The sequence below is a fragment of the Rhizobium sp. BK418 genome (genome assembly GCF_004341105.1).
Classification (GTDB): domain Bacteria; phylum Pseudomonadota; class Alphaproteobacteria; order Rhizobiales; family Rhizobiaceae; genus Rhizobium.
Genome location: NZ_SLZK01000002.1, coordinates 430,455 through 450,219 on the forward strand (window position 1 = coordinate 430,455; position 19,765 = coordinate 450,219).

Annotated in this window: 13 protein-coding genes; 5 read left to right on the top strand and 8 right to left on the bottom strand. The window is 59.5% G+C overall.

All coding sequences use genetic code 11. The features are described from left to right. Nucleotides 1-143: 143 nt before the first annotated feature. Nucleotides 144-3,833: a PAS domain-containing sensor histidine kinase gene (locus EV281_RS08170; RefSeq protein ID WP_132652594.1), complete on the top strand. Its 3,690-nt coding sequence runs from the start codon at nucleotides 144-146 to the stop codon at nucleotides 3,831-3,833. A 276-nt stretch (nucleotides 3,834-4,109) separates the two neighbouring features. On the opposite strand, the gene EV281_RS08175 is transcribed toward EV281_RS08170, so the two are convergent. Next, nucleotides 4,110-6,062 (bottom strand): acetoacetate--CoA ligase, encoded by a 1,953-nt coding sequence (locus tag EV281_RS08175; protein WP_132652595.1) that lies wholly within the window; start codon nucleotides 6,060-6,062, stop codon nucleotides 4,110-4,112. Between the two features lie 161 nt (nucleotides 6,063-6,223). On the opposite strand from EV281_RS08175, the gene EV281_RS08180 reads away from it, so the two are divergent. Then, nucleotides 6,224-8,122, top strand: coding sequence for an AsmA-like C-terminal region-containing protein (locus tag EV281_RS08180; RefSeq protein ID WP_132652596.1), 1,899 nt, complete (start codon nucleotides 6,224-6,226; stop codon nucleotides 8,120-8,122). A gap of 87 nt (nucleotides 8,123-8,209) precedes the next feature. Here the strand turns inward: EV281_RS08180 and EV281_RS08185 are convergent, their stop codons facing one another. The 5 genes from EV281_RS08185 to EV281_RS08205 form a co-directional block, all read right to left on the bottom strand. After that, on the bottom strand, nucleotides 8,210-9,028 hold the full coding sequence (locus tag EV281_RS08185) for an ABC transporter permease subunit (protein ID WP_132652597.1): 819 nt from the start codon (nucleotides 9,026-9,028) through the stop codon (nucleotides 8,210-8,212). Nucleotides 9,029-9,031: 3 nt separating this feature from the next. Next, a complete protein-coding gene (locus EV281_RS08190) occupies nucleotides 9,032-9,943 on the bottom strand; it encodes an ABC transporter permease subunit (protein ID WP_132652598.1) in 912 nt (303 codons plus the stop codon). A 4-nt stretch (nucleotides 9,944-9,947) separates the two neighbouring features. Then, nucleotides 9,948-11,090, bottom strand: a complete 1,143-nt coding sequence (locus tag EV281_RS08195) for an ABC transporter ATP-binding protein (protein WP_132652599.1) — start codon at nucleotides 11,088-11,090, stop codon at nucleotides 9,948-9,950. A gap of 89 nt (nucleotides 11,091-11,179) precedes the next feature. After that, nucleotides 11,180-12,277: a polyamine ABC transporter substrate-binding protein gene (locus tag EV281_RS08200; RefSeq protein ID WP_132652600.1), complete on the bottom strand. Its 1,098-nt coding sequence runs from the start codon at nucleotides 12,275-12,277 to the stop codon at nucleotides 11,180-11,182. Between the two features lie 126 nt (nucleotides 12,278-12,403). Then, on the bottom strand, nucleotides 12,404-13,798 hold the full coding sequence (locus EV281_RS08205) for a short-chain fatty acyl-CoA regulator family protein (protein ID WP_132652601.1): 1,395 nt from the start codon (nucleotides 13,796-13,798) through the stop codon (nucleotides 12,404-12,406). A 177-nt stretch (nucleotides 13,799-13,975) separates the two neighbouring features. Between EV281_RS08205 and aceA the strand changes: the two genes are divergently transcribed. Together aceA and EV281_RS08215 are read left to right on the top strand one after the other, a co-directional pair. Continuing rightward, nucleotides 13,976-15,265 (top strand): isocitrate lyase, encoded by a 1,290-nt coding sequence (gene aceA / locus EV281_RS08210; RefSeq protein ID WP_132652602.1) that lies wholly within the window; start codon nucleotides 13,976-13,978, stop codon nucleotides 15,263-15,265. Nucleotides 15,266-15,278: 13 nt separating this feature from the next. After that, nucleotides 15,279-15,515, top strand: a complete 237-nt coding sequence (locus EV281_RS08215) for a hypothetical protein (RefSeq protein WP_132652603.1) — start codon at nucleotides 15,279-15,281, stop codon at nucleotides 15,513-15,515. Between the two features lie 368 nt (nucleotides 15,516-15,883). On the opposite strand, the gene EV281_RS08225 is transcribed toward EV281_RS08215, so the two are convergent. Further along, the gene (locus EV281_RS08225; protein ID WP_132652604.1) at nucleotides 15,884-16,753 is read right to left on the bottom strand and encodes a LysR family transcriptional regulator; all 870 of its coding nucleotides are present in this window, start codon (nucleotides 16,751-16,753) and stop codon (nucleotides 15,884-15,886) included. Between the two features lie 90 nt (nucleotides 16,754-16,843). Here EV281_RS08225 and EV281_RS08230 point away from each other — a divergent pair, with 90 nt between their 5' ends. Further along, nucleotides 16,844-17,089: a hypothetical protein gene (locus EV281_RS08230; protein ID WP_132652605.1), complete on the top strand. Its 246-nt coding sequence runs from the start codon at nucleotides 16,844-16,846 to the stop codon at nucleotides 17,087-17,089. A 60-nt stretch (nucleotides 17,090-17,149) separates the two neighbouring features. On the opposite strand, the gene EV281_RS08235 is transcribed toward EV281_RS08230, so the two are convergent. After that, the gene (locus tag EV281_RS08235; RefSeq protein ID WP_132652606.1) at nucleotides 17,150-19,678 is read right to left on the bottom strand and encodes a HAMP domain-containing methyl-accepting chemotaxis protein; all 2,529 of its coding nucleotides are present in this window, start codon (nucleotides 19,676-19,678) and stop codon (nucleotides 17,150-17,152) included. Nucleotides 19,679-19,765 lie beyond the last annotated feature (87 nt).

Genomic DNA, 19,765 nt, shown 5'->3' on the forward strand with positions numbered 1-19,765 from the left:
TATTGTGCATTGCAATATCATTGTGCGTCGCACAATACGTTAACCTTTCCGGCCGAAAGCTCCCCGCTCTTCTGGACCGGTCGCAGACCTGCAGTTATTAATAAGCAGTTAATTCCAAGTGGCCGAAAGCGACAGGTTCGATCATGCCCGCAGTCCAGTATCCGTTCATCGACATTGCCGTGCATGCGCGGGTGCGTGAACGATTCTCGCGTGGCGAAGCCATGGTTCTCTTCTCGAGTGACCTTTCTCGCCTGCTCTGGGCAAATGGCGCGGGCGCTGAGCTTTTCGGCCATACGGCGGTCTACGACCTGCTCGATCAGGGCGTCGGCCATGCCGACATCACCTTCCGCCAGCTTGAGGCGGCTGCCCGCCAGCTTAGCAATGTCGGCGACCAGAAAACCTTCATCATCCGCATCGCCAGGGGGTTCCAGCGCGTGCAGGCGCCTGCCTCGTCGGAACTCATCCGTCTCGCTTCGGGCGAGAAGGCCATCCTGTTTTCCGTTCCGGTCTCCACGCGCCCGCTGACGGCGGGTGCAAATGCGGCACAGATGCTGCATGGCCTCGACGACCCGGATACGCATATGGCTGTGATCGGAGCAGAGGGCGAGGTCATTGCCGCTTCGCCAGGTTTCGCCTCGCTCGGCATCACACAGCAGGCGGCAAGGACTCTCATCACACTTGCCGGCGCGCATCCAGATCGCCTGGTGAAGCGACCGGTTGCGACTGGCCGCGGCAACTTGCCAGCCGCCGTCGGCAAACTCAACGACGAGCCGGCACTCCATCTTCTCTTCGCCGTCGAAACGGCGACCGGTCATGTTGACACGATCGAGCCCTCCGCCGGTAAAGAAGAGGCTGCGCCGCAGGAAATGGTGCGGGCAGAAGCCGCAGCAGATGGAATTCATGATATTGCCGCACCTGCGGCAGGTTTTACGGAAGCGGAGGCGATCGACGCAGTTTCCGGCATCGAAGAGGTCGAGGAGACGCTGGAGGAAATCACCGGCGGCACTGAGGATCCGGTTGGAATCCGATCTGAGCCGTCAGCAGATCAGGACATTCCCGAACCTGAAGCAGCTGTCGTCGAAGACGCCAGCGGCGAAATCCAGCAGCCGACCAATGCGTCTGCTCCCGAGGAAAAAACAGTAGAGGCAAGCGCAGAGGCCCCGGCCGCCGAGCGGGTTGAGCCGGTCACTTCCCTTGCCGAAAATTTCGCGGCAGCACCCGTCGCGCCCGGAGCACCGGCAGCCGCCGCGAAGGAAAGCGGCTTCGTCTTCAAGCCGAACAGCCGCGCCACCCGTTTTGTCTGGAAGATCGATGCGGAAGGTCGGTTCAGCGAAGTTTCTCACGAATTTGCCGAGGCTGTCGGCCCGCACGCAAGCAATATCATCGGCAGCGCTTTCTCCGACGTGGCGGCCCTCTTCAATCTTGATCCAGAGGCCAAACTTAGCGAGGCCTTAGCGCGGCGCGATACCTGGTCCGGCAAGACGATCTACTGGCCGATCGAGGGCACGAGCCTTGTCGTCCCCGTCGATCTGGCCGCCCTGCCGACCTATACGCGCAATCGCGACTTCGATGGTTTCCGTGGCTTCGGCGTCGTGCGCCTGTCGGACGTTCAGGAAGATCCTCTGGCGCTCGGACTGACGCTCGGGCCTGAGGGTATCGGCCATGACACTTCCTATCTCGGTCCGGCCAATGAACCGGCGCCGGAAGAGGCCGCACAGCAAGCGCCTCAACTGCCGGAACAACGGCCCGAAGTCATTGCCGAAGCTGCGCCGCGAAACGAAGAAGTAGTTTACCCGGAACCTGATATCGAGGAAGACGACGTACCGGAAGTGGAAGCGGCGACAGCCCCGGAACCTATCGTCGAGGATCAATCCGCATTCGAACCTGAGATTGCCGGGCAGCCAGAAGAGCCGCAGCCCAGCGACACACTGGACGAGCCGCCGGCGCTGCGCATTTCCGAAACGCCCAACCGCCGCTTTACCGACAAGATCGTGCAGCTTCACGGTGCCAGTAACGGCCTCACCGCCGCCGAGCAGGCGAATTTCCGTGAGATCGCCAAACGCCTCGAGGCTTTCGGTGCGGGCCGCGAAGAGCCGGTTGTCCCGCCGAAATCTGACGCAGGGGAGATACCGGCCGCGGAAGAAGCTGGCACCGAAAAGCCTGTCATCGAAGCGTCGCAGGAAACGATCTTCGAGGCCGCTGCAGAGCCGGAAGTTGCCACGGATACCGAAGAGATCCCAGTAGCGGAAGCCGAAGATGAAGTAACCGAAGGTCTGCAAGAGACGGTCAGCCAGATTGAGGTTCTAAGCAGCTTCATCCCACCACGCGTGAAGATGACGGACGGACTTTCGGCGCCCGCCGTCGATCTGCTGCCAGTTGCCGTGCTGATCCATACCGGCGACCGGCTGATCCATGGCAATCCGGAATTTCTGCGGCTGACGGGCTACGATTCGGTCGAAGCCCTCTCCGAAGTGGGCGGCATCGACGCGTTACTGCAACGCCACGACCTCGAAAACGGCGCAGGCATGATGATGCTCGTCAAAGCCGATGACAGGCTGGTGCCGGTCACGGCTCGTCTGCAGTCGGTTCGCTGGGAAGATTCCAACGCCCTGATGCTCGCGCTGATGCCGGTCGAAACCCGGGAAGAAGGCAAGGGCGAGGTTATCCGGTTCGATCAGCGCTCCGACCGAATGGTGGAGAAGGTCGCCAAGCTGCAGGTCGAGGTGGAGGAGCTGCGCTCGATCCTGGAAACGGCAACCGACGGCGTTGTCGTCATCGGCACGGAAGGCGATATCCGCTCCATGAACCGCTCGGCAAGCGCCCTCTTCAACTACGACGAACAGGAAACGCGCGGCAAACCCTTCGTCATGCTGTTTGCGCATGAAAGTCAGAAGGCGGTGCTCGACTATCTGCACGGCCTTTCCGGCCACGGCGTGGCAAGCGTGCTGAACGACGGACGCGAAGTGATCGGCCGTGAGGCGGCCGGAGGCTTCGTGCCGCTGTTCATGACCATGGGTCGCCTGACCTCATCCAACGGCTATTGCGCCGTCATCCGCGACATCACCCAATGGAAGCGCACCGAAGAGGAATTGCGCAATGCCAAGGGTGCAGCCGAAACCGCCAATGCCCACAAGACGGATTTTCTTGCGCGCGTCAGCCATGAAATCCGCACGCCGCTCAATGCCATCATCGGTTTTTCCGACATGATGGCGAGCGAACGCTTCGGACCTATCGGCCATCCACGCTACATCGAATATGCCAACGACATCGGCCGTTCGGGCCGACACGTTCTTGATATCGTCAACGACCTGCTCGACATTTCCAAGATCGAGGCGGGCGAGATGGATCTCGACTTCGCCTCCGTCGGTCTCAATGAAGCGATCTCGGAAGCCGTTGCATTGGTACAGCCGCAGGCGAACAGCCAGCGGGTCATCATCCGTACGGCCCTGTCGCAGTCTGTGCCCGACGTGGTTGCCGACTTGCGCTCGATCAAGCAGATCGCACTGAACATCCTGTCGAACGCGATCCGCTTTACGCCATCAGGCGGACAGATTGTCGTTTCCACCTCCTATGAGGCGAACGGCAGCGTGGCGATGCGGGTGCGCGACACCGGCATCGGCATGACACGCAGCGAGCTCGATCAGGCGATGAAGCCGTTCCGGCAAGTCTCCTCCACGCAGTCACGCCATCGCGGCGATGGCACGGGTCTCGGCCTGCCGCTGACGAAGGCAATGGTGGATGCCAACAGGGCTATCTTCTCGATCAGTTCCGCGCCGAACGAGGGAACGCTGGTGGAAATCACCTTCCCGTCGCAGCGCGTTCTGGCCGGCTAGTACCTGTTTTAGCGCAGTTCCGGACGCAAAACCGCTGAACACTTTTGCTGGAATTGCGCTTCAAAGAAAAGGCAGCCAAAGGCTGCCTTCGAGAGTTAGCGCTGGTAGAAACAAGAGCTTAGCCTGATAACATCATGTTTCGGGAACCGCGGTTCCAGGCCATCTCTTCATGTACGGCCCCCAAGTTGGCTTCACCTTTGACAAACCTTTCTTAACGGAAGGTTTCCAGAACGCGGAATTGATCAACGGCGAAAAATTGTAGTTTAGCTTTCGCTGTCAGACCTTTAGCTCATCCAGCCCGGCAAAAAGCTGGAGCGACTCGGGGTTGGCAAGCGCTTCCTGATTTTTCACCGGCCGGCCATGAACGACCTCGCGCACCGCCAGTTCGACGATCTTGCCGGACTTCGTACGCGGTATATCGGCAACCGCGATGATCTTGGCCGGTACGTGGCGCGGCGATGCGCCGACGCGAATGCGGGCCTTGATCGCCTTCACCAGATCCTCTGACAGTGCGATACCAGGCGACAGCCGGACGAAGAGGATGATGCGCACATCGTCATCCCAATCCTGGCCGATGCAGAGTGCCTCGGCCACTTCTTCCATCTGCTCGACCTGATTGTAGATCTCCGCCGTGCCGATGCGCACGCCGCCAGGATTGAGCGTCGCATCCGAGCGGCCATGGATGATCAGGCCGCCATGTTCGGTCCATTCGGCGAAATCGCCATGACACCAGACATTGTCGAAGCGCTCGAAATAAGCGGCCCTGTACTTGGTGCCATCAGGGTCGTTCCAGAACATGACCGGCATCGAAGGAAAGGCCTTGGTGCACACCAGTTCGCCCTTTTCCTGGCGAACCGGCTTGCCTTCGTCATTCCAGACATCGACGGCAAGACCGAGACCTGGTCCTTGGATTTCGCCGCGCCAGACCGGCTGCAGTGGATTTCCGAGCACGAAGCAGGAGACGATATCCGTGCCGCCCGAAATCGACGCAAGTTGGACGTCGGCCTTGATGCCTTCATAGACAAAGGTGAAACCTTCAGGCGACAGCGGCGAACCGGTGGAGGTGATCAATCGCAGGCTCGACAGATCGTGACTGGTGCGCGGCGTCAGTCCGCTCTTGCGTACGGCGTCGATATATTTGGCCGAAGTTCCGAAGATCGCGAATTTCTCTTCAGCGGCATAATTGAAGAGCACGTTGCCGTCGGGTGCGAAGGGAGATCCATCGAAGAGGCAAAGCGTGGCACCGGAGGCAAGGCCACTCGCCAGCCAGTTCCACATCATCCAGCCGCAGGTGGTGAAGTAGAAAAGTTTGTCCCCCGGCTGCAGACTGCAGTGCAGGCGATGCTCCTTCAGATGCTGAAGAAGCGTGCCGCCGGCCGAATGTACGATGCATTTCGGCACGCCGGTCGTGCCTGAGGAAAACAGGATGTAGACCGGATGGGAGAACGGCAGTTGCACAAACTCGATCGGCTTCGCCTCGAAGGGAGCAATGAATTCGGCAAGCGTCTTGCCCCCGGCGGTTTCGCGCGCCACGTCTTCGGCATTGCCGGCATAATGAACGACCAGCGTCGGCACGCCGAGGCTCCGGGCAACGCCGACCACCTTCGACTTCACGTCCTGCAGCTTGCCATTATACCAATAGGCATCGCAGGCGATAAAAAGCTTCGGGGTAATCTGGCCAAAGCGGTCCAGCACCCCTTGCTCACCGAAATCGGGAGAACAAGACGACCAGATGGCGCCGATCGAGGTTGCCGCCAGCATGGCGGCCACCGTTTCCGGCATATTGGGCATCATGGCGGCAATACGGTCGCCCTCACCAATACCGAGCGCGCGAAAGGCCTGCTGGAGCCGTGAGACGAGCGCGCGCAGGCGATCCCACGACCAGCGATCCCTGACCTTGTCCTCGCCGCGGAAAATAATGGCGTCGCCCTGCCCGCTTCCGCTCAGCAGGTTTTCGGCGAAGTTCAAGCGTGCCTGTGGGAAGAACCGCGCTTTCAGCATGCGGTCGCCGTCGACAAGTATATCTGCGCCGCGCTCTCCCTTCACGCCGCAGAAATTCCACAAGGCCAGCCAGAAATTTTCCCGATCGGCGAGCGACCAGGCATGCAAATCCTCAAAGCCTTTCAAAGCGAGACCGAAGTCTCCGTTGCAGTACTCCATGAAGACGTGGATCGGGCTATTTTCGATTCCATCTTCAGAGGGTATCCAAAGCGGTTGGTTTTCCTGCATTCAATCTCCTCCCCAATGCACGAGTTATATCATGCTGCATTGCATTATAAAGTGTGCAACGACGCGATCCGCCGCGCGTGGGGATTTGCATATGCCCGGTATTTCATATATCCGGCGAAATCAGGAAATAACGGGTAACCGGCTGAAATTCGGCGGAGCTCATGGGTACGTCAAGACAAGGCAGATGGCGAAGAAGGATCGGCCCCGCCTCGCGCTGGCTGCCGGCCTTTGCCCGTGTCTCCACCATTGCGCTGCTGATCGGGCTTGCCTTCTTCCTCGCACTCAGGATTGCTGCTCCCTATCTCATCACAACCGGCTTCGTGCGCTCGGGCATCGAAGATGCTCTGTCGAAATGGACCGGCTACCACGCCGAGATCAAAGGTAATCCGGTCCTCGAATTCTGGCCGACGCCGCGCATTACCCTCAACGACGTCACCATCCGCCAACCGCGCAAAAGCGGCGACAAGCTGCTCGGCCGCATCGAGAGCCTTTCGGCCGATTTCAGCCTGATCGATGCTCTGCGCGGCCGCACGCGCTTCCATGAATTTCACCTGCTGCGACCAAACCTTGCGCTCACGCGCGATGAGAATGGACTGATCGACTGGAGTTATGCCGGCCTTCTGGCCCGAGCGATCAGCGGCGTAAAGGACGAAAACGGCACGGAGGTTCTCGATCCGAAGCTCGATGCGGAGATCGGCGCCGTGACCGTCGAGGATGGGACACTGACGGTGACCGATACGCTCACGGGCAATGTCTATCACTTGGACAGCGTCGCGGCCGATATTGCCTGGCCGAAGCTGTCGAAAGCGATTTCGGCCGTGCTCATTGCCCGTTTCAACGGCCAGGATCTGAAGATCGACTTCGCCTCAGCTGCGCCGCTGCTGGTCTTTGCTGGCAAAAACGCGGAGATGAAAGCCTCGATTACCTCGAATCTCATGACAGCGCGCTTCCAGGGCGTCGGCAGCATGGTGAGCCTTTCGGCTGTATCAGGCAATATCAACGCCAGCTTTCCAGATGTGCCTGCACTGCTGAAATGGTCCGGCAGGTCGATGCCGGGAATCGAGACGCTAAAGAGCGCATCGATGACGTCAGATATGATGTCGGCGCCTAATGGTTTTCGCTTCAACAATCTCAGTATGGCGCTGAACGATGCGAGCGCCACCGGCGCGATGGATTTCACTGCCGCGCCCGGCAAGCGGCCGAAGATCGGGGGGACGCTCGCCTTCGATCAGATGAACCTCAAGCCGTTCCTCGACGCTTTCGCGCTGCGGCTTGCCGCCGGTGGTCTGGGCGATCTGCTCAAGCCGAGCCCTATCGGACCGCTGCAACTCCTTGATCTCGACGTGCGGCTTTCCGCGCGGCAGGCGCAAATGGGGATATTCTCGCTTGCGGATGTCGGCGCCAGCGTGATCGTGTCGGGCGAGGAGGCGAGGTTCGATATCGGCGACAGCCAGTTCGAGGGTGGCGAAATGACAGCCCACCTGGAAGCAACCCGCCGTGACTTCGATGGCGGCGGTAAACTGCAGCTTTCGATTCGCGACGCGGACTTCAACGCACTTGCACAGAAATTGCAGCTCAAGGGGCCGCTGCCGCATGCCATCGGCTCGCTTGATCTTTCGCTGCAGACGCCGAAGGCGATCTGGACGACAGGGCTGGCCGACGTCACGGGGAAGCTGAAGTTCTGGACCTCCGCCGGTTCCATTCCCGGCGTCGATATCTCTGCGGTTCGTGCGCAGGCAGCCCAGAAGGCATTTTTCCCTTTAAGCACCGCTGCAAACGGCGCATTCGCCTTCAACAGGCTGGATTTCCAGGCCGATTTTGCCAATGGCACCGCGGAAATCCATGATGCACGCTTTGCCGGCTCTGAGCAGACCCTCGCCCTGTCGGGCGTCATCACCTATGAATCGAACGGGCTTGCTCTCGCCGGTTCGCTGGAAGCAACTGATCCGGCAAGAGCAGTCGATCTGCCGCTCCTGCCCTTCTTTATCGGCGGCTCATGGCCGAATCCGGTGATTTCGCCGGTGCCGCTGCTCACCGCGCCCGGGAAAACCCAGCCTTAGGGTTGCTGTACGCAATCCCTGGAATTGGCGCTCCTGTTCCACGCAATTCCGGACGCAAAACCGCTACGCACTTTTTCTGGAATTGCTTTAAGCGGTCGCCGCCGCTGCCCGCTCGTCGCGCTCACGCTGCACTTCGCGGCGCTTGGTAATGGCGGATGCGCAGATGACGCCAGCCGTCACTATGGCAATCAGGATGGTGCAGACCGCGTTGATTTCCGGCGTCACGCCGAGACGTACCTGGCTGTAGATCTTCATCGGCAGCGTGGTTGCACCCGGACCGGACGTGAAGCTTGCGATCACGAGATCGTCCAGCGACAGGGTGAAAGCTAGGATCCAGCCAGAAAAGACCGCCGGCGAAATGATCGGCAGCGTGATTTCGAAGAAAGTACGCACCGGCGGTGCGCCGAGATCCTGCGCAGCTTCCTCGATCGACTGGTCGAAGCTCAGAAGCCGTGACTGAACGACGACCGCGACAAAGCACATGGTCAGCGTCGTATGAGCCAACGTGATCGTCCAGAATCCCCGGTCAAGACCGATGGCAACGAAAAGCAGCAGCAGCGACAGGCCAGTGATGACTTCGGGCATGACGAGCGGCGCATAGACCAGCCCTGAAAAGAGGAGGCGGCCACGGAAGCGGGTGAAGCGCACCAGCGTGATCGCCGCCATCGTGCCGAGGATCGTCGCAAAGGTCGCCGACAGCAGGCCAACGCGGATCGTCACCCAGGCAGCATCAAGCAGCGCCTGATTGGAGAGCAGCGAGATGTACCATTTGGCCGAAAAGCCACCCCAGACGGTGACGAGTTTCGACTCGTTAAAGGAGAAGACCACCAGCAGCACGATCGGCAGGTAGAGGAAGGCAAAGCCAAGCACGACGGAGATGATGTTGAAACGGGTCCATCTCAGCATGACTTATTTCCCCCGCTCTTCGGCCTTGGCCTGAATGTTCTGGAAGAAGACGATCGGGATCACCAGGATCAGCAGCAGGATGGTCGCGACCGCCGAGGAGACCGGCCAGTCTCTGTTGGCATTGAATTCGTTCCAGAGCGTCTTGCCGATCATCAGCGTCTGCGAGCCGCCGAGCAGATCGGGGATGACGAACTCACCGACGGCGGGAATGAAGACCAGCATGCAGCCGGCAATTACACCTGGGATCGACAGCGGGAAAGTGACGCGCCAGAAGGCCTGGATCGGCGTGCAGCCGAGATCCTGGGCCGCTTCGATCAGCGTGCCGTCCATCTTTTCCAGCGCCGAATAGAGCGGCAGCACCATGAAGGGCAGATAGGAATAGACGATGCCGATATAGACGGCAGTGCTGGTGTTGAGGATAATCAGCGGGCTGTCGATGACGTGCAGCGACAGGAGAAGCTGGTTGAGAAGCCCTTCCGGTTTCAGGATGGCGATCCAGGAATAGACGCGGATCAGGAAACTCGTCCAGAACGGCAGGATGACAAGCATCAGCAGTGTCGGCCTGATAGTACGAGGCGCCTGCGCCATGCCATAGGCAATCGGATAGGCGATCAGCAGCATCAGCAACGTCGAAATCGCCGCAATGACGAGGCTCGAAATATAGGCCTTGAAATAGAGCGGGTCGTCGATGAGGTAACCGTAATTGTCGAAGGAGAAGGTCGCGACCTTGCTCCAAAAACCGCTCCAGCCATCCGCAAGCGAAAAGACCGGCTCATAAGGCGGTATGGCGATTGCCGTCGTCGACAACGAAATGCGGAAGACGATGAAGAACGGCGCCAGAAAGAAAAGCAAAAGCCAGGCGTAGGGAATGATGATAACGAGGCGACTGTAGAAGCGTGAGGCAAGCGTTCCCATGATCTCAATCCTTCAGCAGCACGCCGCCGTCTTCATCGAAGGAGACCCAGATTTCCTGATCATAGGTGAAGGGGTCGTCGACGGCGCGCTGTGCGTTGAGGGAAGAGGCTCTGACGAATTTTCCGCTTGGCAGTTTTATGTGGAAGACAGTCATGTCGCCGAGATAGGCGATATCCCAGATCTCGCCCTTGGCGGCATTGACCGAGGCATTTGCGGGCGCCTCGCGCGTGACACGCATCTTTTCCGGGCGAATGGCGAAACCGACCGCGTTGCCGACGGTAGGAGTTTCGGTGGCGGCGGTGCGGATCGTAAAGCCGCTTTCGACTGATATCTCGACAGCCCCATTTGCCGCTGCGGTCACCTTGCCGTCGAAGATGTTCACGTCGCCGATGAAATCGGCCACGAAGCGGGAATTCGGCGCCTCGTAGATTTCGGCCGGGGTCGCCACCTGTACCACCTTCCCATGGCTCATGACGGCGATACGGTCGGCCATGGTCATTGCCTCTTCCTGGTCGTGGGTGACCACGACGAAGGTGAGGCCGAGAGTCTGCTGCAGATCCATCAGTTCGAACTGGGTTTCCTCGCGCAGCTTCTTGTCGAGCGCACCAAGCGGCTCGTCCAGCAGCAGCACCTTCGGGCGCTTGGCAAGCGATCGGGCGAGCGCCACACGCTGGCGCTGACCGCCGGAAAGCTGGTTCGGCTTGCGAGAGGCGAACTGTTCGAGCTTCACAAGCTTCAGCATCTGCGACACGCGCTCGCCTATCTCATCCTTCGGCATGCCATCCTGCTTCAGCCCGAAAGCGATGTTCTTCTCGACCGTCATATGCGGGAAAAGAGCGTAGGACTGAAACATCATGTTGACCGGCCGCTTGTAGGGCGGCGTCCCGGCGAGATCGGTGCCGTCGAGGACGATCTCGCCTGATGTCGGCTGTTCAAAGCCGGCGAGCATGCGCAGCAGCGTGGACTTGCCGCAGCCGGACGCGCCGAGCAGCGCGAAGAATTCGCGATGATAGATGTTCAGCGACAGATCATTGACGGCGGTAAAATTGCCGAAGCGCTTGGTGACATTCTTGAAAGCGATGAAGGGTTTTGCAGACGGATCGGTCCAAGGCGCAAAAGCGCGGCGGATATTACCGAGAGACTTCATATTATTCCCCGAAATACAATGTTCTGCCGGCCTCCACCCGGGCCGGGAATTAAAAGGCCCGGACGTTTCCGTCCGGGCTTGGTATCGACTTACTGGCCGGTGACGACCTTCGTCCAGATGCGTGTCGCAGTTCGCTGGGTCTTCGGATCCCACGGCCGCACCGTGAAGAGACCTTTCATCACCTCATCCGTCGGATAGACCGCCGGATCTTCCAGCACGTCCTTGCTGACAAATTGCTGTGAGGCCTTGTTGCCGTTCGCATAGAAGGTGAAGTCGCTGGCCTTGGCGATGACTTCCGGCTTCATCATGTAATTCAGGAATTCATGTGCTTCGGCCACATGCTTGGAATCGGCAGGGATCGCCATCATGTCGAACCACATCTGTGCGCCCTGCTTCGGGATCGAGTAATTCACCTCGACGCCGTTATTGGCTTCGGACGCACGGTCGCGTGCCTGCAGCATGTCGCCGGAATAGCCGAAAGCGATGCAGATGTCGCCGTTGGCAAGGGCGTTGATATATTCGGAGGAGTGGAATTTGCGGATATAGGGACGAACGGCCGTCAGCAGGTCCTCGACCTTCTTGAAATCCTCCGGCTTGGTGGAGTTCGGGTCGAGGCCGAGATAACGCAGCGCCGTCGTCATGACGTCCTTCGGCGTATCGAGCACATAGATGCCGCAGTCCTTGAACTTTTCGGCGACTTTCGGATCGAAGATGACCTCGAGGCCGGGCTTGACATCGGGACCGAGGATTTCGGCGACCTTCTTGACGTTATAGCCGATACCATCGGTGCCCCACATGTAGTCGACAGCGTATTCGTTGCCGGGATCATATTCGCCCGTGCGCTGCTGGATCACATCCCACATGTTGGAAAGGTTTGGCAGCTTGGACTTGTCGAGCTTCTGGAAGACGCCGGCCTGGATCTGGCGCTGCAGGAAGTCGGCGGTCGGGACGACGACGTCATAACCCGTGCCGCCGGCGAGCAGCTTAGTTTCCACGGTCTCATTGGAATCGAACGTGTCGTAGACAACCTTGATGCCGGTTTCCTTAGTGAAATCCTCAAGGATCGAATTGTCGATATAATCGGACCAGTTGTAGACATTGACGACGCGCTCCTGGGCGAAGGCCGGCGCAGCGGCGAGGAGAGCGACAACGGCGACTGCCGTCAGGTTGGCGATTCTTGACCTCATAATATCTCCTGTCTGCAGAGGTATCGCGCGCCCGGACACCTCTTCTTCCCTCTGGTTTGGCTGCAGATTAGAAAGGAATTTCAGAGCCTACAAGCGTAAATTCCTGCAGTGTCAATCATTTCACAATCACTGAAAATCGAAGCTTCCAAGGCCGGAGGAAGTCTCGTCCAGAGCGAGTGGACGCGTCAGCGGCGGCTCGGCCCGAGAAAGGCATCCGCGCCTTTCGCAAAGACGGCAGGCGGGGCCGATCGCGACCGGCGCGACATCGCTTCGTCCGTAGACCAGACCGTCGCGCAGGGCGGCATCGCAGCCGAGCAGCAGGGCCGTGCGCCGCACCCTTTCACCGAATTCCGCGACTGGCCCTTCGAGCGTGCGTGCAATCGTCAAGAAGACAGAACCATCCGGCATGGCGACGGTTTCAGCCAATATCCTGCCCGGCTCCTGAAAGGCTGCGTGGATAGCGAGCTTCGGACAGTTGCCCCCGAACCGAGCCTGCGGAAAGCCCAGGGCGCCTGCCCTGCGAATGACATGGCCCGCAGCATCGCTTTCCATCAGAAAGAACGGAATGCCAGCAGCGCCGGGACGTTGCAGCATGACGAGGCGTGACGCAGCCTGGCTGAAGGAAACGGCAAAACGAGCGCGAATGAGATCGATGTCATAGCGGGTGTTTTGTGCAGCCAGAAAAAAAGCGCCATAAGGCATCAGCAGGGCGAGCCCCGCGCTGCGCGTTACCTCGAAGCGGGCGATGCGCCTCGCCTCGTCGGAAGAGAGCGGCAGATCCTCAAGCGCGGCTTCGATCTCGGGCCGCAGGGCAAGCCTAGCCACTTCAATCGCAATTTCCTGTGCCTGATCGGCCGCCGAGAGACGCTCGGAGAGAAAAAGGCGCATCGAATGACGGTCGAAACGCCGGCGAAGATCCGGCATGACATGGACAGGCAGGATGCGCGTGCTGATGCCGTGCTCGTTCTTCAACCAATCCTTCAGACCAGTGCCGGCAGCAAGTCCGTTGGTGAAGCGTTCTGCCGCCGCCTCGATATCAGCGAAATAGGCGGAGCGGCGCTCCAGCACTTCCCTGACCTCGTCCAGCGGCAAGCGGCCGGTGGCGACAGGCGCACGACCTTCGCCTGCCATCAGGGCTGTCAGATCGGAAAGCCGGGCCGCCTGTTCGCGGTAGGCGCGGTAGAGCTTGATCATGCCACTTGCCGCATTGGGCGCTGCATCGGCCACCTCGACAAGCTCCTGGTCGCCCGGCAGTTCACCCGATAGCAACGGATCGGCGAAAACCTCCTTCAACTCGCCAAGGCCGCCGGCGGTTTCACCCTGCAGTTCATCGAGATCGATGCGGTAGGCGGCGGAAAGCTTCAGCAGCAGTTGGACGGTCAAGGGGCGTTGATTGCGCTCAATCAAGTTCAGGTAGGAGGGCGAGATTTCCAACGCCTTGGCCATGGCCGTCTGCGTCAGCGCCAGCGCGTTGCGGATGCGCCTGACTTTCGGGCCTGCGAATATCTTCCGTTCAGGCATGTCACATCCTTTACATCATGTTATTTACTAATTTTTACAAAATTACAAACAAACCTGTAAATTTTCCTCATCGTAACCTTTTTCCTGTTCTGAAATCAAAGGATTTCTGGACAATTCGTCCAATTTGTAAATCCTGTCATCATCGCTCGAGCGTGGGAAGTCAATGAGGAGATTGCCATGTCTGATTTTTACAAACTCATCCGCAATGCACCGGCTAACCGTTTCGACGGCATCGAGCGGCCCTATTCCGCTGATGACGTCGAGCGGCTGCGCGGCTCCGTAACGCTGCGGCATACCTTGGCTGAGATGGGGGCTCAGCGCCTCTGGCAGCTTCTGCATGAGGAGAATTTCGTCAACGCGCTGGGCGCGCTCTCCGGCAACCAGGCCATGCAGATGGTGCGCGCCGGGCTGAAGGCAGTCTATCTCTCCGGCTGGCAGGTTGCCGCTGACGCCAACACCGCATCATCAATGTATCCGGATCAATCGCTTTATCCGGCCAATGCCGGGCCGGAACTGGCCAAACGCATCAACCGCACCCTGCAGCGCGCCGACCAGATCGAGACGGCAGAGGGTAAGGAGCTTTCGGTCGAAACCTGGTTTGCCCCCATCGTCGCCGATGCCGAAGCCGGTTTCGGCGGGCCGCTCAATGCCTTCGAGATCATGAAAGCCTATATCGAGGCGGGTGCCGCCGGCGTTCATTTCGAGGACCAGCTGGCATCCGAGAAGAAATGCGGCCATCTCGGCGGCAAGGTGCTGATTCCGACTGCCGCTCATATCCGCAATCTGGACGCGGCGCGGCTTGCGGCCGATATCATGGGCGTGCCGACGCTTGTCATTGCCCGCACCGATGCCGAAGCGGCCAAGCTTCTGACCTCGGATATCGATGAACGCGACCATCCCTTCGTCGACTATGATGCCGGGCGCACGGTCGAAGGCTTCTATCAGGTGCGCAACGGACTGGAGCCGTGCATCGCACGCGCCGTTGCCTACGCGCCGCATTGCGACCTCATCTGGTGCGAAACATCGAAGCCGGACCTGGAGCAGGCGCGCCGTTTTGCCGAGGGCGTGCACAAGGTGCATCCCGGCAAGCTGCTCGCCTATAATTGCTCACCGTCCTTCAACTGGAAGAAAAACCTCGACGACGCGACGATCGCCAGGTTCCAGCGCGAGCTCGGCGCCATGGGTTACAAGTTCCAGTTCATCACGCTCGCCGGTTTCCACCAGCTGAATTACGGCATGTATGAACTCGCGAGCGGCTATCGCGAGCGGCAGATGGAAGCCTATTGCGAGCTGCAGCAGGCGGAATTTTCCGCCGAGGCGCGCGGCTATACCGCCACCAAGCATCAGCGTGAAGTCGGCACCGGCTATTTCGATGCCGTGTCGCTCGCAATCACCGGCGGCCGCGCTTCTACGACGGCCATGGGAGAATCAACCGAACACGCTCAGTTCAAGCCGGCTGCCGAATAGAGGAGGAAGTGACATGGCATCCATTGCACGCGTCCGCGAACGGACGGAAGAGCAGGCAAGCAGCATGACGGACAATCAGCAAGCGGCAATCCGTATGCTCGCCAATGATCTGCACAGGCTGAACCAATCAGTGATGACGGCGGTCGAGGCCGGTGTTTCGGTCGAGCTGGTGCGCTCTGCGCGGCATCACGGCGGTGAAGGAAACTGGGGCGATCTGCTGATACCCGTCATCGTCGCAAACAGGAGCTGACGCCAGAGGTCCGGCGGCACACAGTCTGCCGGACCTACGCTTTTTGACCCAGTTGTCGCCACAGCGGAGTCACCGCACAATGAGGATTCCCTCGGACGGAACTGCATATGCCCGGTTCGCCGCATGAAAAAACTCGAAGTTCGATCTGGTCTACGACGCGCTTTTTGGCGAGACGTCGTGGCAGGAATTTACTCGATGCGCTGACGGCGACGATGCCGAACGCCAAGTCCGCGCTGTTCTCCCATGATGCTGCTGCGCGGACCGGCGGGCCCTCCCTTTCCTCAGGTCTCGAAAACGCGCAAACCGAGGCCTGCAATCGCTATTATGCGGCCATTAATCCCTGGATGTCGGCCGCAGGGCACTTCCAATTAACTACGGCTGGCGCGCCGGCCGGCGAAGAGGTCGGTATAGCTTTTCAGAAGTCTCGTCATGCGGTCGGTAACCGTGCGGATTTCAGGGCGATGACGATCCTCGGCATTCATGACGATCCATTGGCGATGCCGGAGTTGCGGCAGCTCACCTCCGCAACGTTCAAGCTCCGGATCGAGATCACCGACGAAGCAGGGCAACACTGCCTTTCCCGCACCCGCACGCACCAGATCCGGCAGGGAGCGCGGGCGGTTGACGGTTGCGACAATCGCGGATCGGACATGCTGATACGGCCAACGCAGGTAGGCGGAGATGGCGTCCTCTTCACTGACGGCGATCCATCTGATGTCGTCCTGGTTGGCATTGCGGCGAATATAGACGGCATAGGCGACCTCGCCCAACCGGCGGGCGGCGAGATTGCTTTCTTCCGGCTCAAAGGCGCGGATACCGATATCGCTTTCCCGGTAGTTCAGGTTCGCCCGCGCTTCGCCGATCGTCAGGGAGATACCGAACGCATCGCCCGGCATGCGGATTGCGGAAAAATTCTCCGTCAGCAGCCAGGAGATCCAGGTACCGGCGGCGATCCTCACCGTCGTGCCACCTTCGGCAGATTGCCGCCATGCCTCGACCTTGCGGGCGGCCGCTTCCATCTCCAGCAGATGATCAACCAGGGTCTGTCCATCTGATGTCAGGCGATAGCCGGTCTGGCTGCGGTGGAACAGCGCGCGGCCGAGTTCCTGCTCAAGATCAAGCATGCGACGGCCAATCGTCGCCGGACTGAGAGAAGTGGCAGAACTTGCGCCTGTCAGGCCACCGGTGCGGGCGACTTGCAGGAACAGCTGATAGGAATCCCAATTGGTGTTTTTCATGGCTGAAAAACATAATGGGATTTAGCCTGTTCAAGAAGCGAATTTTGATGTGTAGATCAAGCGATGTCCATAAGATGAAAGGACATCACCATGATCGACTATTTCGTGATGGCGGCCATCGGCGGCCGAAGGCAGCAAGCGAGACTGTTGCTGCCCGCTGGGCCACGCGACCGGATGAAGGAAGAAGACGCCTTTTACAATGAAGCTGGGAACAGCTTTCTGATACGACTTGCGGCCTGGCTGACGCTGGCGGCAGACAATGCTGACGGCTGCGCGAAGGTTCGGCCTGACGAAGCTGAATGCAGATGCGAGGCTGCCTGTATAACCGCTGCATGATTTGGCGGCCGATAAGATGGCCCCGAAACGGGGCCACCTTGTCATTCCCTACGGCCCCGGTCAGGCGGCGCGGTACAAGTGCATGTCGCTGTCGCCGTCGATCTTGAACTGCTGGACGAGATGCAGCAGCGCATCCGCCTCGTTGGCCAATTCGCGGCTGGCAGCCGTGGTTTCTTCCACCATTGCAGCGTTCTGCTGGGTCATCTGGTCCATCTGGTTGACGGTGGAATTGACTTCCTGCAGCGCGCTCGACTGGTCGTGGCTGGCGCGCGCAATCATTTCAACATGCTGGCTGATCGTGACGATCTGGGCGCTGATTTTGGCAAGAACCGTGCCGGTCTCCTGTACGAACTGCGAACCGGAATTGACCTCGTTCGTTGACTTGTTGATGAGCCCTTTGATTTCCTGCGCAGCAGCGGCAGAGCGCTGAGCAAGCTCGCGGACTTCCATGGCGACAACGGCAAAGCCCTTGCCGGCTTCACCGGCACGCGCGGCTTCGATACCGGCGTTCAGCGCCAGCAGATTCGTCTGGAAAGCGATTTCGTCGATGACGCCGATGATCTGCTCGATCTGGCGCGACGCGTCTTCGATACGGGTCATGGCCTCGATTGCATTGTTGACGACGACGGCGGAGTCATCGGCGCTGCGCTTGGCCTGACGGACAATCTGGTCGGCGTCCTTGGCGCGCTCGGCAGATGAGCGGACGGTGACCGTGATCTGGTCGACGGCAGCAGCGGTTTCTTCGAGCGATGCAGCCTGCTGCTCCGTGCGCTTGGAAAGATCCTCGGCGGACTGAGCCATCTGGTTGCCGTTGCCCTGGATCATCTGAACATTATCGCGGATCTGGCTCATCGTCGCCTGCAGGCGCATCATCGAACCGTTGAAATCCTGACGGAGCTGTTCGAGGCGGCCAATGAAAGGCGTATCGATCGTCGTCGAGATATCCCCCTGCGACATGCGCTCGAGGCCGGCGGCAAGCTCGTTGACGGCGAACTCGATCTGGCGGTCCATCTCGCGCTTTTCGGCGTCGTTGCGCTGGCGTTCATGTTCGGCAGCCTGGCGCTCTTCGTCGCTCTGCTCCTCGATGCGAATCTTGGAGATGGCATTTTCCTTGAAGATGCCGAGCGCACGAGCCATGTCGCCGATTTCGTCGTGACGCTTTTCGCCTGATATGTTGGTGTCGAGCGCACCTTCCGCTATACGGCGCATGGCGGCGGTGATCTGAGCGATCGGCCGCTGCAGCGTCAGCACCAGCGCGATGCCGCCGACGATGGACACCAGGATGCCGAGCGCGGTCGTGCCGACGGAGATGCTGTTTGCCTGTTCGCGTTCCGCGCCCGCAGTTTGCTTCTGCTCTTCCGCGAAGCTGGTCAGCTGGCCCCAGACACCGTCGAGTTGCTGACGCGCGGCGACATAGTCAGCCGTACGCTGATTGATCACATCAACGAGGCTTTGTGCACCCTTATCCATCGAAGCGAGGGCGGGTGTAATCGCATCGACGATATCACCGGCGAAATTCATACCCTTGGCGCTGGCCTGAAGGGTGTTCAGCATGGTGTTGAGCGTAGCGATTTCCTGGCTCAGGCGAACACGATTTTCCTTGTTCGGCTTGGCATTGAAATCGGCAAGCACGAGCTGCAGCGAATAAATGGAGCTTTCAAGGCGCCGCGTATCCTCCAGCACCGAGTTGGTCTGGGCGATGCGGCCGTCGAGTTCCACGAAGGTCGTCGTCGCCTCACGCATCATCTGCGTAGCGGTGAGCTGTGTGTAGGTCGACATCTGGCGGAAGCGGGAAACGAGACGGCCGAGATTGGCAACGCCATCATCCGTGCTGGCGTCGGGTGCTGCCGCCTGGGCCTTCAGATCACTGATGGTCTGCGCCATCGACTGAGTCATGCTCTTCTGGTTCTGCGGCACGGAAATTTCAATCATGCGCTGCGCCTTGACGATCGCAGGAAGCGCGTCGGTCACGACCTTCAGCTTGTCAGCCGACGTCTGCGCTTTGTTGAAGTCATTCATGGCGGCAGCCAGTGTATCGCCGCCCTTCAGGAGACGGTCGGCTGCGCGAAGCGTTGCCGTCGCGTTGCCTTCGTCGGTGCGGATATTTTCTTCCAGCTGCTTGGCGTCGTAACTGACGTTGAAGCGATTGGTAATCATCACCTTCTGGGCGTCGTCGATCTGCTTGCGAAGGGCCATTTCCTGCTCGTGCAGCGTCCAGAGTTTGCCGACGGTATCCGAAATGCCGTTGGTGCCCTCAATGGCAGCCTGGAGGTTTTCATGACCGGCACTGTCGCCGATCTGCGCCATGGTGGCGTTCAGCGTCTGCCCCTGGGTCTTGATATCAGCATGAAGTTTGTCGCGCGCCTGCTCGTTGGTGGTCTGCAGGAAGTCATCCATCGAGGCGTAGAGATCCTTGAACCCGCTCAGCGACTGGAGAACGCTGTTGGAAATCTCCATCCGGCCCTGCAGCAGACCTGAAGCATAAAGACCCGTCAGACCGACGGCAGAAATAGTGATGACGAATGGCAGGACAAAAATCAGAACCTTGGTCTGAATTTTGAAACGAGAGAGAATCTTGTCAATGAACATTGCGCGCCGTGCCTTTCATACACCACTCCTCCCGCCGGCGGCCTTCTGGCGCCAGCCGGGTGCATATCAGCTGATCTACTAACAGTT